The organism is Promicromonospora sp. NPDC050249, assembly GCF_040656015.1.
In the GTDB taxonomy this organism is placed as follows: domain Bacteria; phylum Actinomycetota; class Actinomycetes; order Actinomycetales; family Cellulomonadaceae; genus Promicromonospora.
Genome location: NZ_JBFAKY010000064.1, coordinates 1 through 14,610, shown reverse-complemented (window position 1 = coordinate 14,610; position 14,610 = coordinate 1). Strand labels below are relative to the sequence as shown.

The window sequence follows — 14,610 nt, the reverse complement described above, 5'->3', positions numbered from 1 at the left end:
ACGAGCCCGGCTCGTTGAACGCGATGTGCCCGTCCGTGCCGATGCCGAGGAGCTGCAGGTCGACGCCGCCGCGGCAGTCCAGGGAGGGGCTACTCCGACGGGGTCAGGGAGCCGTCCGAGCTGAAGACCAGGCCCAGCGTGACCTCACCCTGCTGGAGCGCCGACTTGGTCAGCGGGCCGCCGGCGTCGAGCGAGCGGAACTCCGCGAACTCCAGACCGTAGGTCTCCTCGAGGCCCGGCTGGCAGAACGGGCGCTCCGTGCACTCCGGCGGGCCGCCGAGCACGAGGCCGCCGCAGGCCTCGGCGAGCTCGCTGAGCGAGGTGACGCCGTGCTCGTCCGCGAAGGCCTTGGTCACGGCGAACGCGTTCTGGTCCTGAGCGGGGGAGGGCTGGCCGAACACGAGGCCGACCTCGTCGCCGAGCCCGGTGAGTGCCTCGACGGTCGCGTCCAGGTCGCTGCTGGCCACCGCCTCGGCCTCGGCCCCGTTGACGTCCTTGTTGAGGAACTCCGTGAGCGTGCCCACGTACTCGGGGATGATCTGGACCTGCTTGCCGTCCTCCAGTGCCGGGAGGTAGGTCTCACGGTTGCCGATGGTGGTGACCTCGGCCTCGTACCCGGCGGCGTTCAGCACCGTCGCGTAGATGGTGCCGAGCGTGGCGCTCTCCGCGAAGTCGGCGGCGCCGATGACGATCTTGCCGCTGCCGCTCTGCTCGGGGGCATCGAGGCCGGCGTCGGCCACGAACTCCTCCGCGACCTCCTTGGAGGTGCGGCGGTCGACGTCCACCGCCTTGTTCAGGCTGATCAGCGTGTCGGTGTCGAGCGCTGCCGAGACCGAGTCCAGGAGCGGCACGAGGGTGTCGTCACCCTCCACGGCCGCCGCGTTGATCGCCGGGATGATGTTGTCCACGGTCTGCAGCTGCTTGTCGTCGTCGAGCACCACCAGCTCGTCGCCGGGAACCGCTTCGCAGGCCGCGACGCTGCCGCCGCCCGTAGGGGTGCTGCCGCCGCTCCCTCCGGCGGATCCCGGCTCGCCGCAGGCGGTGAGGACGGTGAGGCTGACGACGGCGACCGCCGCGCCGAGCGCCCGGGGCAGGGATAGATGCGTACGGGGGAACTTCATCGATGTCTCCGAACGTGGGTGACGTACAACTGTTCTACGGCTTCGATCGATCCCATTCGACCCCGGCCGGCCGACTATGGCAAGGGCGAAACACGCTCGTGAGAATGTCGTTACATCTACCTGTTCGCCCCGGCCCGCCCGGCCGCGTCGGTGTCACGCGAGCGGGCGCCGAGCGATCCGGACAGGAGCACCGCATGCCGCCGGGTGAAGAACCGTCCGAGCCCTGCCGCCAGCGCGTTGCCGCGGCCCGAGACGATGCTCGGCCGGCGGTTTCCTCGGTCCAGCGAGCGCAGGCCTGTTGCGACCACCTGCTCGGGTGTCTGGTAGCTGCCGTTGTAGGCGCCGCCGGACAGGTCGTCGAAGAACTCGGTGCGGGTCAGCCCCGGGGCGAGCGAGAGGACGCGGAGGCCGCTCGACCGTGACTCGAACCAGAGTGCCTCGGTGAAGCTCAGGACGAAGGCCTTGCACGCCGAGTAGACGGCCATGTCGGGCCCGGGCGCGTAGGCGGCGACGCTCGCGACGTTGACCAGGATCCCGCGGCCTTCCTGCCGGAGCGGCTCGATGAAGGCGCGTGAGAGGTCGACGAGGTTCGCGACGTCGACGGTGATCTCGTCCTGCAGCCGGTCCGGGTCCTCCTCGTGGAACGGCCCGTCGGTGCCGAAGCCGGCGTTGTTGACGAGCCCGGTCACGGTGAGGCCGCGTGCCGCTACCTCGCCCGCAAGGACCTGCCCGGCTCCGCGCCGGCTGAGGTCGAGGGCGATCGGGGTGGCCCGCACGCCGTGGTCGCGCTCGAGCTCGTTCGCGAGCTCCTGCAGGCGGTCGAGGCGGCGGGCGACCAGGATCACGTCGGAGCCGCGCTTCGCGAGGGCCCGCGCGAAGGCGGCGCCGATCCCGGAGCTGGCGCCGGTGACGATGGTGGTCTGCGAGGTGAAGTCGATGTCAGCCATGGCTGCACCGTACGCAGGGTGTTGCACCAAGTGCAAGTAATCGCACCATGGGTAAGATCTGCCTCATGGATTCGACGCCTGACACCCCGACCCTGCGTGAGCGGACGCGCCGGGCGGTCCACGCCGAGATCACGGACACGGCGCTGCGCCTGTTCGCCGAACAGGGCTTCGACGCCACCACCGTCGACCAGATCGCAGCGGCGGCCGGGATCTCGAGGCGGTCGTTCTTCCACTACTTCGGGAGCAAGGAAGACGTGGTCATGGGCGACCTCGAGGCGCTCGGTCGCCGGGTGCGCGACGCGCTCGAGGCACGCCCGGCCACCGAGAGCGCGTGGGAGGCCCTGCGCGAAGCGCTCAAGACCCTGCAGGGCCCCGACACCGACGCCGTGACCGGGCTGGAGATCGCCGGTATGTACGCCGACGCACCGTCCCTGCGGGCCAAGCACCTCGAGAAGCACCTGCGCTGGCAGGAGCTGTTCGCCCCCGACATCGAGCGGCGGCTCGGCATCACCCCCGGCCCGACGGCGGACCCGCGCGCCCGCGCGATCATCGCCGCGGCGCTCGCGTGCCTCGACATCGCCGTCGACGCGTGGCACGCGTCAGGCGGCACCGCGGATCCCGTCGAGCTCTTCGACGCGGCGGTCGCGGCGGTCCGGGCCTAGCGCGCGCTCGGGCCTAGCGCGCGCTCGCGCGCAGCGGGGCCGGTGTGGCCAGACGCTGCCCGATCGCCAGCACCATGTCGATCGCGAGGCAGAGCACGGCGACCACGACGCCGCCCGCGAGCACCTCGCCGTACCGCTGCGTGCCCATGCCGAGCGCGATGATCTGGCCCAGACCGCCTCCGCCGACGAGCGCCGCGAGCGGGATGGTGGCGACCACCTGCACGATGGTCGTGCGCAGGCCTGCGGCGACGAGGGTGGTGGCGAGCGGCAGCTCGACCTGCAGCAGGATGCGCCCGTCGCTCATGCCCATGCCGCGCGCCGCGTCTCGGGCGTCGGGGTCGGCGCCGCGCACCCCCTCGTAGGTGTTCACCAGCAGCACGGGCACCGCGAAGAACGCGGCGGCGATGACGGTCGCGGTGTTGCCGAACAGCCCGCCCGCGGCGAGCAGCAGGATGATGCCGAGCGTCGGCATCGCCCGGGAGGCGTTGGTGAGCCAGACGACGAGGCCGGCTCCCCGCCCGCTGTGCCCGAGCCAGGCGCCCACCGGGATCGCCACGGCGGACGCCACCGCGACGGCGATGGCGGTCATCGCCAGGTGCTCGCCGGTCAGCTCGAGCACGCCGCCGGGCTCGGTCCAGGTCAGTGGGTCGTTGAGCCACACGAGGGCTTCGTCGACGACGCCGGTGGGGGCGGTCATGAGGTCCTCCTGCGCAGCCAGGGGGTAACTGCTCTGCCGGCCGCCCACAGGGCGAGGTCCAGCACCAGGGCGAGCAGGATCGTCGCGAGCGTGGCGGTCATGATCTCGGCCCGGTAGGAGTTGTTGCGGAAGCCCTGGAACATGATCTGCCCCAGGCCGCCGTACCCGACCACGACGCCGACGGTCACGAGCGCGACGCTGGACACCGTGGCCAGCCGCAGGCCGGCGATGATGCTCGGCAGCGCGCTGGGCATGGCCACCTGGACGAGCAGCCTGCCGGACCCGTAGCCCAGGCCGCGGGCGGCGTCGAGGACCGCGGGGTCCACGGTGGCGAGGCCGGCCACCGTGTTGCGCAGGATGATGAGCAGCGCGTAGACCACCAGACCCACCAGGACAGGCGGGCGGCCGATCCCGAGCACGGGTGCCAGGATCGCGAACAGCGCGAGGGACGGCACCGTGTACATGACGGCCGCCGTGCCGACGACCGGCCCGGACAGCCAGCGGAACCGGGAGACCAGCACCCCCAGCGGGATGGCGATGGCCGCGGAGATCGCGACGGCCTCGATGGTCAGCCCCGCGTGCTCGACCGTCCGTTCCCACAGCACGGGCGCGTTGTCGATCACGTAGGACCAGGAGAACCAGGGGTTGCCGGGCATGCCTCCGAACCTACCGCCTGTGACCCGGTAGGTTCGGAGGCATGGCTGCCCGCACCGTGATCGAGCTGGATTCCGTCCGCAAGGCGTACGGGGACGGCACCGTCGCCGTCGAAGGACTGAGCCTCGCCGTGCGCGAGCACGAGGTGCTCGCGCTGGTCGGCCCGTCGGGCTGTGGCAAGTCCACCACGCTGCGCATGGTGAACCGCCTGGTGGAGCCGACGTCGGGCCGGATCCTGCTCGACGGCGAGGACGTCACCACCACCGACCCCGTGGCGCTGCGGCGCCGCATCGGCTACGTGATCCAGAACGTCGGGCTGTTCCCGCACCGCACCGTCGAGGCGAACATCGCCACCGTGCCCGGCCTGCTCGGCTGGGACCGGAAGCGCACGCGAGCACGCGTCGCGGAGCTGCTCGACCTGGTGGGCCTGCCGGCCGCGACCTACGCGAAGCGGTACCCCCACGAGCTGTCCGGCGGCGAGCGGCAGCGCATCGGCGTGGCCCGCGCCCTGGCCACGGACCCGCCGGTGCTGCTGATGGACGAGCCCTTCGGCGCCGTCGACCCGGAGTTCCGGCGGCACCTGCAGGCGGAGTTCCAGCGCATCCAGCGCGAGACCGGGACCACCGTGATCCTCGTGACGCACGACATCGACGAGGCGGCACGCCTCGGCGACCGGATCGCCGTGCTGTCCCGCGGCGGCAAGCTCGAGCAGGTCGCCAGCCCGCTCGCGGTGCTGGCGCACCCGGCGTCCGACCGGGTGCGGGACTTCACCGGCGAGGGCGCCGCGTCCCGCATGCTCGCGCTCGCGAGCGTGCAGACCGCCGACCTGGAGGGCGCGGAGCGGATCGTCCAGCCCGCCCCGGCGCCCGTGCGGCTCGGCGCGCGCCTCACCGACGCGTTCGAGGCGGTCGCCGCGCTGCCCGGCTCCGCGATGGGCCGGGTGCCGGTCGTGGGGGAGTCGGGCGACGTCGTCGGCTCGCTCACCGCCGACGGGATCCTCGGTGCGCTGCGCCGGGCCGCGGACGCCGCCGGAGCCGAGCCGGGCGTCCAGGACGCCGCGGACCGCACGGACGACGTCCCCGAGGACGTGCCCGGCCGCGAGCCCGCAGTGTGACCGACGCCGCTCCGTGCGCGGCGTTCGGCGCGGGACCGGGCCTGACCCGTCCCGATAGTCTCGGGGCGTGACCAACGCCCGCGTAGCCCTCGCGACCTGCTCCCAGCTGCCCGACCTCGACAAGGACGACGTGCCGCTGATCGCCGCGCTGGCGCAGCGCGGCGTGACCGCCGAGCCCGCCGTGTGGGACGACCCCGCCGTGGACTGGTCCGCCTACGACCTGGTGCTGGTCCGCTCCACCTGGGACTACTCGCCGCGCCACGACGAGTTCCTCGCGTGGGCGCGCTCGCTGCCCAAGGTGGCCAACTCCGCCGACGTCATCGAGTGGAACACCGACAAGCGCTACCTCCGCGTGCTCGAGGTCGCCGGGATCCCGGTGATCCCCACGATCTGGCTCGACCCCGCTCGGCACCTGTCCAAGCGCGCGGTACACACCCGCATGCCCGCGTTCGGCGACTTCGTGGTCAAGCCCGTGGTCAGCGCCGGTGCCAAGAACACCGGGCGCTACCAGCCGGTGTCCGCGCAGTCGCGCGCCAAGGCCATCGCGCACGCCGTCCGCCTGCTCGACGACGGGCGCTGGGTCATGATCCAGCCCTACGTCACCTCGGTCGACACCGCCGGCGAGACGTGCCTGATCTTCATCGACGGCGAGCTCACCCACGCCGTCCGCAAGAACGCGCTGCTCACCGGCCCCGCCGAGGACACCAGCGAGCTGTACGCGGAGGAGGAGAAGGAAGCGTTCGAGGCCACGCCCGCCCAGATCGACGTGGCGGAGCGGGCGCTCGCCGTGGCCCGTGAGGCCACCGGCGCGGAGTTCACCTATGCGCGCGTCGACCTGGTCTCCGGCGACGACGGCGTCCCCATGGTCATCGAGCTGGAGCTCACCGAGCCGTCGCTCTGGATGAAGTACGGCACGGGCGTCGAGGACAAGCTCGCTGACGCCGTGGTCAAGCTGCTGGCTGGCTGAACGAGGCCGGGCGGACCGTCAGGCCACGGGTGCGGGTGGGAGGACGTCGAAGACGCTGACCGGCTGGTCGACGGCGTCGAGCGGGAACCACGTCGTCGCGTGGACGACCTGCCGTGCGGTGGGCTGGGCGGCGGTGAGCCGGTGTCGTCCCACGTAGTCCTCGAAGGCGAGGATGTGCAGATACCCCGCGGCGGCCTCCGCGACGCCGAGCGGCATCGGCGTTGGATCATCGGTGGCGGCGGCCGTGAACGTGATCTCGATGCGTGAGGGGAGCGTTCCGGTCACCGGGACGACGCTCTGTCCGGTGCTGGAACGTACGCGTCCCGCGATGTGCTCTCGATCGGCCGCACCGAGGCGGACCGGACCGGGGCGGGCCAGGAGGAGCTGTCCGCCCCCGCTCCTCGTGGTCGTGTCGGGGACCGCCGTCCAGCACACGTCCGTGGGCCCGACGCCGAGGTCGGTGAGCGCCTCGCCGAATGCCTTGCCGACGGCGGGCGTCTCGACCGCCAGACCGGTGTGAAACGCCTCGATCCAGCCCTCGGCGTCGTCGGGGACGTCGAGGTCGATGATGACGCCGACCCAGTCGAGAGCCGGGGCCTCGGCGGCGTGGGCGGTGAAGTCCGCCGGGTCGAACGCGGTGACGTGCTCGGCGACGGCAAGGTAGAAGTCCTCGAGGTGCCGCCTCGTCTCGACGGTCTCGCGTCGCTGGTCGAAGGGGAAGTCGGTTGCCGAGACTAGCTCGGACAGCGGGACCTGGGCGCGGCGCAGGAGGTCGGCGGTCATCCCGTGCCGTAGCTGGGAGCGTGCGTAGCGGCGGTATCCGCTGTCGGGGTCGACCGATGCCGGTGTCAGGATGCCGCGCTCGGCATAGAGGCGGAGCGCCTTGGCGGTCAGGCCGGTCATCGCCTGGAACTCGCCGGCGGTCAGGTCGTTCTTCTCGTTCGTCATGGGTCTCCGGTGCTGTCGGGTTATCGGTGTCCCCCAGCATGAGCGTTGCCCCTTGGGCGAGGTCAAGCAACGCCGCCCGGCACGACGAAGGGCCCCTCACCTGAGTGAGGGGCCCTTCGTATGGGGTGAGCGACGGGACTTGAACCCGCGGCCCTCGCGACCACAACGCGATGCTCTACCAGCTGAGCTACGCCCACCATGCTCGCCGATTGTGGACCGGCGACCGTCGAAAAGCATACATGGTCGGCAGCCCCGGACCGAACTGAAACTACGGGGCGAGCTGCTTCGTGACGGACGTCTCGGCGATGCGCTGTGCCGCGGCGCGCGCGGTCGCCGTGTCAGGGCCGGGGTGGGCGGGGAACAGGACCTCGCGGTAGTAGCGCAGCTCGTCGATCGACTCGAGGATGTCGGCGAGCGCACGGTGCCCGCCGCCCTTCTTCGGTGACGCGAAGTAGACGCGCGGGTACCAGCGGCGGGCCAATTCCTTGATCGACGACACGTCGACGATCCGGTAGTGCAGGTGCTCCACGAGCTCGGGCATGTGCAGGTCGAGGAACGTCTTGTCCGTGCCGACCGAGTTGCCGGCCAGTGGCGCCTTGCCTGGCTCCGGTACCCATTCGCGGACATAGGCCAGGATCTGCGCCTGCGCCTCCTCGAGGGTCAGCCCTCCGTCCAGCTCGTCGAGCAGACCGGACGTGGTGTGCATGGTGCGCACGAAGTCGTTCATCTGCGCCAGTGCCTCGGCCGGAGGCTTGACGAGGACATCGACACCGGTGCCCAGGACGTTGAGGTCGGAGTCGGTGACGATCGCGGCGACCTCGACGAGCGCGTCAGCGCGCAGGTCCAGGCCGGTCATCTCGCAGTCGATCCAGACGATGCGCTCGTTGGGGTTGGGAAGGCTCACGCCGCCCAGCCTATTGCGTCCGGAGCAGCGGAGTTACGCCGTGCATGGTCAAGGGGGACAGTCCGGGCAAACAGAAGGCCCTCCCGCAGGCCGACCAGGTGGTCGTCCGAGGAAGGGCCAGGATGTTCGGCGACGGCGCACGAGCGCCGGAGCCGGTCAGATCAGGCGGAGTCGCTTGCTGCGCTTGGCGGTGCGACGCTCGGGGCGCTCGCGGAGCGCACGCTCCTGGGCTCCGGCGACCTCCGCGCGGCGGGCGATCTCGGCGACCTGTGCGCGGCCGATGTAGTACGCGGTCTGGGCATGCATGTGTCTGGTCCTTCCAGGGGTGGGGAGAGGTTGACGGTGCGGTGGGGCGTACCGGCCGGGTCGCGGCTCGGCGCCTCGCACTGTTTCCGTCGTGTTACATCATCCCTGATCGCGGAAATACCGCGCAAGCCGGACAGTGGTGACGTGCAGCACCCTTCCGCAGGTCAGGGCGCTGCGCAGGCACGTAACGGGGGTCACGTCCGGAGCGGTCAGCGGTCGTACAACGCCGAAGCAGAGCGGGTGCCGTGCACGCGCTCTGCTTCGGGGTGTGGAGGGGCGCCGGGTACCGGGTGGAACCCGGCCGGCGCCACGGGGGTCATGCCGACCGCACGCGCAGGGCGGGAACCCGTGCGCGGCTGTTGGTGCTGCGTGCGGCGCGGGCCTCGGCCTTGCGTCGCTTCTGCTCCAGGCGGAGCGTTCGTGAACGCCGAATCTCGTCGGCGTCGCGGAGGCGGTCCCGGTGAAGGATGAGCGCCAGGTCGTACTCGGTATGCACGTGAGTGCCTTTCGTGACGCTGGAGGTGCCGGTCTCCCGACATGGGTCTGGCCGGACCCTTTCCACCGCCCGGTATGGGACCGGACGGACGTCACCGCGGTGTGCCTTGAGCCTCCCAGGTGACACCCGGTCAGCGCACGGCTTTTTATTCGGCCAGGTCAGAGGCCCGGATCACCTGAGTGACCCGGGCCTCTGCCACGACCTGTCAGGCCTCGCCCGGGAGCGCCTTCCGGATGACCAGCCGGGTCCAGGCGCCGATGAAGACCCGGTCGCTCTCCTCGATCTCCCGGCGGACGCCCTGCGTCAGCGGGACGTCGGGCAGGGGGTCGCCGGTGGCGGCGACGAACGTGCCGTTCGACGAGCCCAGGTCCTCCACCCACCAGCGCAGCCCGTCGGTGGTCAGCTGGCAGTGCCGCCTGGACACTCCCGGGTCGCTGCCGCAGTCGACGTCGGGCCGGATCCCGCGGGACTGCGACGGCCGCCCCACGAGCAGGCTGCGCTGCCGCAGCGTGACCAGGCCCGGCAGGCCCGCCGACGGCATCGGGTCCTCTGGCTGCTCGTGCGCGTACCAGTCCGGATCCACCCAGATCTCCGCGACCCAGCTGTCGTCGCCCGGGACGGGCGGCGCGCTGAGCCCTCCGCCGCCGGACGACGGCGCGGGTGCACCGGCCGACGGAGGCGGCGTGCCCTGCGACGGTGCGGCCTGCGGCGGATCCAGGGGCGGCGGGCCCGACGGAGGGCCCGTAGGCGCTGCTGGGGCCGGCTGCTGCGGCGCACTCAGGCCGCTCAGGTCCAGGGCTGACGCCGGGGGCGGCGGCGGAGCCGTCGTGCCGGTGGTGAAGTCGTACCCGCAGTTCTCGCAGAACAGCGAGCCGGAGGGGGACAGGTCACCGCAGTTGGGGCAGGTCACGGGGCCGCCGGCCGGGGACGCGGCGGACGAGGTCTCGCCCGACCGGGTCTCGACGGGCGTGACCTCCGCGGGCCCCGCCGGGATCGGCGTACCGCACACGTCGCAGTAGTCCGTGGACTGGCTGGTGTGGCCCTCCGGGCAGACGACCGTCATGCGCGCCGTACCCGGGTCGTCTTGGTGGAGGCGGTGTCGAGGGCCATCTCGTCCAGCTTGGCGGTGTTCCGCTTGAGGCGCACGGTGCCCGCCTCCTCGTTGTCCACCTCCACGATCTTCCGCAGGCGCGAGGTCGCGTCGTCGTTGCCGGTCTCGGCCGCGAGCTGGACGGCGCGGCCGAGCTTCACCGTCGCCGTTGCCTCGTCGCCGGCGGCCTTGGCGGCCAGGCCCTCCTGGATGGCCGAGGCGAGCTCCGCCTGGCCCGTGTAGTGCGCCACCTCGGGGCTGATCCGGGCGGTGAGCGTGGAGTCGTCCGACCACTTGGCCTTGACCAGGCCGGAGGCCGTCACCTCGTCGCCGACCGCGACCTGCACGCGCGCCGCGAGCTGTTCCGAGCCCACCGGCTTCGCCGGCACGCGGACCGCCACGTGGTACTCGCGGGTCTCGTCGGCCCACGCGCCGGTGGGGTATGCGCTGGTCAGGGCGTTCACCTGGGTGCGGCGGCCGGTGAGGTCGTCCACCTCCGGCGCTACCTGCTTGACGAACAGGACCTCCGAACCCTGTGGCGCCCACACCCGCAGGTCCACCGCGGCGACACCACGGGCCATCGACTTGCGCACGAGGGCGGAGAAGTCCTCGGCGATGTCCTCCGGACGGGCGATGAGGTCGACGGTCCCGAGCAGCGCCGTCGAGATCTTGCGCAGCTCCTCCACCACCCAGCGGTCGCCGACTCCGCGGGCGTCGCACTGGAAGTGCCCGGTGACGTCGGCGATCATCCGGTCGAGGTGCATGGTCGGCTCGGACTCGTTCTTGCCGTCGGTCAGCAGGATCAGGTGCTTCTGGGCCGCAGGGACGGTCGCGAAGAGGTCGTCGGCGAGGCGCAGCCAGGAGGAGATCGCGGTGCCACCGCTCGCGGACATGGTCGAGATGGCGCGCTTGGCCTCGTTGCGGGCGCCCAGCTCCATGGCCACCATGGGCACGCGCGCGTTGGGGTAGGGGAAGATCCGGGTCGCCACGTGGGAGCCGCCGATGATCGCGAACAGGGTGCCGTCGGGGATCTGGTCCACGGCCACCGCCGCGGCATGCTTGGCGGCCTCCATGTTGCGGCCCTGCATGGACCCGGAGGTGTCGACGGCGACGATCTCGGCGACGCCGCCCGGAGCGCCGGCGCTCACCCCGGCACCGCCGACGGCACCCGCGCCCGTGCACGTCACGGACACGACCGCGTGCACGTCGGTGGCGCCGTCGGACAGGAACTCGTTCTGGAAGACCTCGGCGGAGAACTCGGCCACGGTGGCTCCTCTCGGGTAACGGCAGGCTATCGCTGCTCGGTGACAGTGGGGGAGACGCGGGCGAGTGCTGCGGTGATGTTGTCCCGCCCGCCCTGCGCGTTGGCCCAGCGCACGAGCGCCGCGGCCGTGGTGTGCGGGTCGCCGGAGGTGGCGAACCGGCGCACGAGCTCGTCCATCTCGTCCGCGTCGGAGCAGTAGTTCCAGAGGCCGTCGGAGCAGACGAGCAGCCAGCCCGGCCCGGACGGGACGGTCGCGGCGCAGCGAGCGTCCGTGTCCGGGGCGTCAGGACCCAGCCACCGCGTGATCGCGTGCGCCTGGGGCGACGTCTCGGCCTGTGCGCGCGGCACGCCGGCCGCGATCATCTCCTGGGCCCACGAGTCGTCGACGCTGAGCTGTTCCGGCTGACCCGAGTCCGGCAGCCAGTACACGCGGGAGTCGCCGAGCCAGCCCGCGACGATCAGGTCGTGGTCCACCACCGCGGCCACGAAGGTGCACGACGGCGGGTCGTCCGCCACGTCCTTCCCCTTCGTCGCGGCGAGCTGTTCCGCTGCACCCCGCACTGCCTGGCCCGCCGCGCGGGAGGCGGCGACCATCGCGTCGGTCCAGCCCGCGATGCGGCGGCTGGTCGCGCCGACCACGGAGCTCGCCCCCTCGGGGCCGTAGGCCACCAGCACGTCCCGCGCGGCGCGGCTCGCGGCGAGCGAGGCGACGTCGGAGTCTGGTGCGCTGGACACGCCGTCGCACACCACGAGGGCGGCGAAGGTGCCGCTGGCGGCGAGGGCCATCGCGTCCTCGTTGCGGGGGTGCCGCACACCGCGGTCGCAGACCCCGGCCACCCACTCGGCCGGGCGCTCCTCGAAGTGGTCGCGCTCGGACTGGCCGGGGGTGCCGCAGTCGGTGCAGTACCCGTCCGGGGCGATGGTGCCGCCGCAGGCGCCGCAGGACCGGCGGCCGGAGGTGTCGCCGGTCGCCGGGTCGGGGTCCACCACGGTGGGTGCCACGTCGAGGGTCACCTCGGAGGGGATGCTCGCACCGGAGCTGCCCAGCGGCGTGCCGCAGTTCTCGCAGAACCTGGCGCGGGGCGCCGCGTTCTCTCCGCAGCTGGGACAGCGGACGAGGCTACTGTCGTCGGCACTCATGTCTGGGTAGGTCTCCTTGCCACGTCGGGGGGTCTTCAGGTCGATCGACCGCTCAACGCATGGTCCACCGTCGTACGGAGTTTGCCCGGTCGACGAGGTCCACGCGCATCAAGCGGTCGTCGGTGAGGTGGGCGAGGGTGCGCAGGGCGAGCTCGAGCCGGTCCCGCAGCTCGGGCTCGGTCGCCTCGGCGCCGGCTATCCGCACGCTCGGGTCCGGCCCCTCCTTCGTGACCAGGTCGAGCGCGCCCGAGAGGGCATCGACGGTGACCTCGGCCCTGGGGCGGTCGGGGACGTGGGCGGCGTCGAGCCCGGCGACGGCGTCGGACAGGTCGAGCAGGGTGCGCCGCGCGTCGACGAGGAGCCGGGCCCGCCGCAGACGGGCGTCGGGGAAGGACCCTCGGCTGGGGCTCACCAGGTCGAGCGCGCGCAGGGCGCCGTCGAGGTCGCCGCCCCCTGCCCGCACCCGGGCGAGGCCGAAGGCGGCGGCGCCCGTGTAGTTCGAGTCGGCTCGCGCGATGGTGCCGTACAGCTGCTCGGCGACGCCGGGCTCACCGGAGACCTCGCAGGCCGTGGCGAGCGCGAGCTTGGGGGCCGGCTCGCCGGGCACCTGCCCGTAGACGGCGTTGAACGACGCGCGGGCGGCTGCCGGGTTGCCCGCCGAGAGGTGGCCGAGGCCCTCCATCCAGGCGGCGCGCCACTCCCACGGGTCGTGCTCGAGGATCTGTGCGACGGTCTCGCGCAGGCGGTCCAGGTCGCCCGCCTCGATCGCGGCCCGCGCCAGGGCGAGCCGCACCTCGACGGTGGGCTCGGCCGCGCCGGCGAGCGCGACCATGCGGGCCGTCGGGTCGGTGACGTTCACGCCGGACAGCCAGGACGCCATCGGGTCCGTGGAGTCCACCTTGAGGACCGGCAGCTCGTCCCAGCCCAGCGCGCCGTCGGAGCCGTCGAGCGGCGGCACCCCGAACAGGACCGACTCGGCGGACGTCGTCGCCGTGTACCCGGGGCCCTTGTCGGTGGCGACCACCTCGCGCAGCACGCCGAGAAGCTGGACGCGGGCCTCGTCGACCCCGCCGAACCGGTCGGCGGGGTTCGGCGCGCACGCCTTGGCCAGCCAGCGGTAGAACGAGTCGTACTTCTGGAAGACCGGCGTCTCGGACACCGGCGGGAACGACGCCTGGTACACGGTCGTGTTGCCGCGGAAGTCCAGCACCAGGGAAGCCAGGGTGCGGCCCAGCGTGAAGATGTCGGAGGCGACCGACGGCCCGATCTCGGCCACCTCGGGCGCCTGGTAGCCGACGGTGCCGTAGATGGCCGACGTCATGTCGTCGGTGCGGCGCACGCCGCCCATGTCGATCAGCTTGACGCCGTCGCCCTGGGCGATGATGTTGTCCGGCTTGAAGTCGCAGTACAGCAGGTTGTGGTCGTGCAGATAGCTGAAGGCCGGCAGCACCTCGAGGATGTACGCGATGGCCTGGTCGACGGGCAGCGGGCGGGCCTGCCCTCCGCCCAGATCACGGCGCTCCTTGAGCACGTCCTTGAGCGACTTGCCGCCCACGAACTCCATGACGGTGTAGCCGAGGCCCTCGTGCAGCACGAAGTTGAAGATCTCGACGATGAGCGGGTGCTCGACCTCGGCGAGGAACTGGCGCTCAGCGACCGCGGCCTCGTACGCCTCGCGGTCGCCCGCGTTGAGCAGGCCCTTGAGTACCACCCAGCGGCCGCTGACGTTGCGGTCGCGGGCCAGGTAGATCCAGCCCAGGCCGCCGTGCGCGAGGCAGCCCACCACCTCGTACTGGCCCGCGAGGAGGTCGCCGGCCTTGAGCGCGGGCGCGAAGTCGTACCGTGCGCCGCAGTGTCCGCAGAACCCGGCGATGCGGCCGGGCACACCGTCGCGGGCGCGTCCGACCGGCTGACCGCACGTGGGGCAGAAGCGCTTGTTCTCCGCGAGCTCCGGCGTGGCCATGACGGCCTGCAGGGGATCGGCGACGGGGGTGTGCGGCACGGTGGTCAGGCCGGCGCCCAGGCGGTGCCCGCGCAGCCGGGTCGACCCGGTGCCGACCCGGCGCGTCTGGTATGTGCCGGACGACGACGCGCGCGCCGAGCCGAGCGCCGTGGAGGCGAGGCGGGACGAGCTGGTGCGGCCGGTCGACGGCTGGGACATGGCGCCGGGCGCAGAGCCCGGGGCAGATCCGGAGGCACGGACAGTAGAGGCGTCCGGGTCCTCGCTGGTCCACGACGCCGCGACCTCGGCGAGCGCGTCGCCTGCGGGGTTGCCCCCGGCGGGCGTGCCGCACACGTCG

At 72.4% G+C, this 14,610-nt stretch carries 15 protein-coding genes and 1 tRNA gene; 3 read left to right on the top strand and 13 right to left on the bottom strand.

The annotated features are described in order from the left end of the window. Window positions 1-89 precede the first annotated feature (89 nt). Both AB0I32_RS26685 and AB0I32_RS26680 read right to left on the bottom strand, forming a co-directional pair. On the bottom strand, window positions 90-1,121 hold the full coding sequence (locus AB0I32_RS26685) for a glycine betaine ABC transporter substrate-binding protein (protein ID WP_357511648.1): 1,032 nt from the start codon (window positions 1,119-1,121) through the stop codon (window positions 90-92). A gap of 116 nt (window positions 1,122-1,237) precedes the next feature. Further along, window positions 1,238-2,068 (bottom strand): SDR family oxidoreductase, encoded by an 831-nt coding sequence (locus AB0I32_RS26680; protein WP_357511646.1) that lies wholly within the window; start codon window positions 2,066-2,068, stop codon window positions 1,238-1,240. A 65-nt stretch (window positions 2,069-2,133) separates the two neighbouring features. Here AB0I32_RS26680 and AB0I32_RS26675 point away from each other — a divergent pair, with 65 nt between their 5' ends. Continuing rightward, window positions 2,134-2,730 carry a helix-turn-helix domain-containing protein gene (locus AB0I32_RS26675; protein ID WP_357511644.1) on the top strand — a complete coding sequence of 199 codons (597 nt, stop codon included), beginning with the start codon at window positions 2,134-2,136 and terminating at the stop codon, window positions 2,728-2,730. 13 nt (window positions 2,731-2,743) lie between these two features. On the opposite strand, the gene AB0I32_RS26670 is transcribed toward AB0I32_RS26675, so the two are convergent. Next, window positions 2,744-3,427, bottom strand: a complete 684-nt coding sequence (locus AB0I32_RS26670) for an ABC transporter permease subunit (protein ID WP_357511642.1) — start codon at window positions 3,425-3,427, stop codon at window positions 2,744-2,746. Continuing rightward, window positions 3,424-4,083 (bottom strand): ABC transporter permease, encoded by a 660-nt coding sequence (locus AB0I32_RS26665; protein WP_357511640.1) that lies wholly within the window; start codon window positions 4,081-4,083, stop codon window positions 3,424-3,426. Before AB0I32_RS26665 ends, AB0I32_RS26670 begins: the two co-directional genes overlap by 4 nt. Before the next feature lie 41 nt (window positions 4,084-4,124). Here AB0I32_RS26665 and AB0I32_RS26660 point away from each other — a divergent pair, with 41 nt between their 5' ends. Then, on the top strand, window positions 4,125-5,195 hold the full coding sequence (locus AB0I32_RS26660; RefSeq protein WP_357511638.1) for an ATP-binding cassette domain-containing protein: 1,071 nt from the start codon (window positions 4,125-4,127) through the stop codon (window positions 5,193-5,195). Window positions 5,196-5,262: 67 nt separating this feature from the next. Beyond that, a complete protein-coding gene (locus tag AB0I32_RS26655) occupies window positions 5,263-6,162 on the top strand; it encodes a hypothetical protein (RefSeq protein ID WP_357511636.1) in 900 nt (299 codons plus the stop codon). 18 nt (window positions 6,163-6,180) lie between these two features. On the opposite strand, the gene AB0I32_RS26650 is transcribed toward AB0I32_RS26655, so the two are convergent. The 9 genes from AB0I32_RS26650 to AB0I32_RS26610 all read right to left on the bottom strand — a co-directional run. Continuing rightward, the gene (locus AB0I32_RS26650; protein ID WP_357511634.1) at window positions 6,181-7,110 is read right to left on the bottom strand and encodes a MerR family DNA-binding transcriptional regulator; all 930 of its coding nucleotides are present in this window, start codon (window positions 7,108-7,110) and stop codon (window positions 6,181-6,183) included. A gap of 121 nt (window positions 7,111-7,231) precedes the next feature. Then, a tRNA-His gene (locus AB0I32_RS26645) sits at window positions 7,232-7,307 on the bottom strand. A 71-nt stretch (window positions 7,308-7,378) separates the two neighbouring features. Continuing rightward, window positions 7,379-8,014 carry an oligoribonuclease gene (orn, locus tag AB0I32_RS26640; RefSeq protein WP_357511632.1) on the bottom strand — a complete coding sequence of 212 codons (636 nt, stop codon included), beginning with the start codon at window positions 8,012-8,014 and terminating at the stop codon, window positions 7,379-7,381. Between the two features lie 156 nt (window positions 8,015-8,170). Further along, on the bottom strand, window positions 8,171-8,320 hold the full coding sequence (locus AB0I32_RS26635) for a hypothetical protein (protein ID WP_274995760.1): 150 nt from the start codon (window positions 8,318-8,320) through the stop codon (window positions 8,171-8,173). Between the two features lie 316 nt (window positions 8,321-8,636). Continuing rightward, window positions 8,637-8,816 carry a hypothetical protein gene (locus AB0I32_RS26630; protein ID WP_357511630.1) on the bottom strand — a complete coding sequence of 60 codons (180 nt, stop codon included), beginning with the start codon at window positions 8,814-8,816 and terminating at the stop codon, window positions 8,637-8,639. A 205-nt stretch (window positions 8,817-9,021) separates the two neighbouring features. Further along, the gene (locus AB0I32_RS26625) at window positions 9,022-9,879 is read right to left on the bottom strand and encodes an FHA domain-containing protein (RefSeq protein WP_357511628.1); all 858 of its coding nucleotides are present in this window, start codon (window positions 9,877-9,879) and stop codon (window positions 9,022-9,024) included. Then, on the bottom strand, window positions 9,876-11,171 hold the full coding sequence (locus AB0I32_RS26620) for a VWA domain-containing protein (protein WP_357511626.1): 1,296 nt from the start codon (window positions 11,169-11,171) through the stop codon (window positions 9,876-9,878). Before AB0I32_RS26620 ends, AB0I32_RS26625 begins: the two co-directional genes overlap by 4 nt. A 26-nt stretch (window positions 11,172-11,197) precedes the next feature. Then, window positions 11,198-12,310 carry a PP2C family serine/threonine-protein phosphatase gene (locus AB0I32_RS26615; protein WP_357511624.1) on the bottom strand — a complete coding sequence of 371 codons (1,113 nt, stop codon included), beginning with the start codon at window positions 12,308-12,310 and terminating at the stop codon, window positions 11,198-11,200. Window positions 12,311-12,362: 52 nt separating this feature from the next. Continuing rightward, window positions 12,363-14,610 (bottom strand): tetratricopeptide repeat protein (locus AB0I32_RS26610; protein ID WP_357511622.1); only part of this gene is annotated, 2,248 nt, incomplete at its 5' end.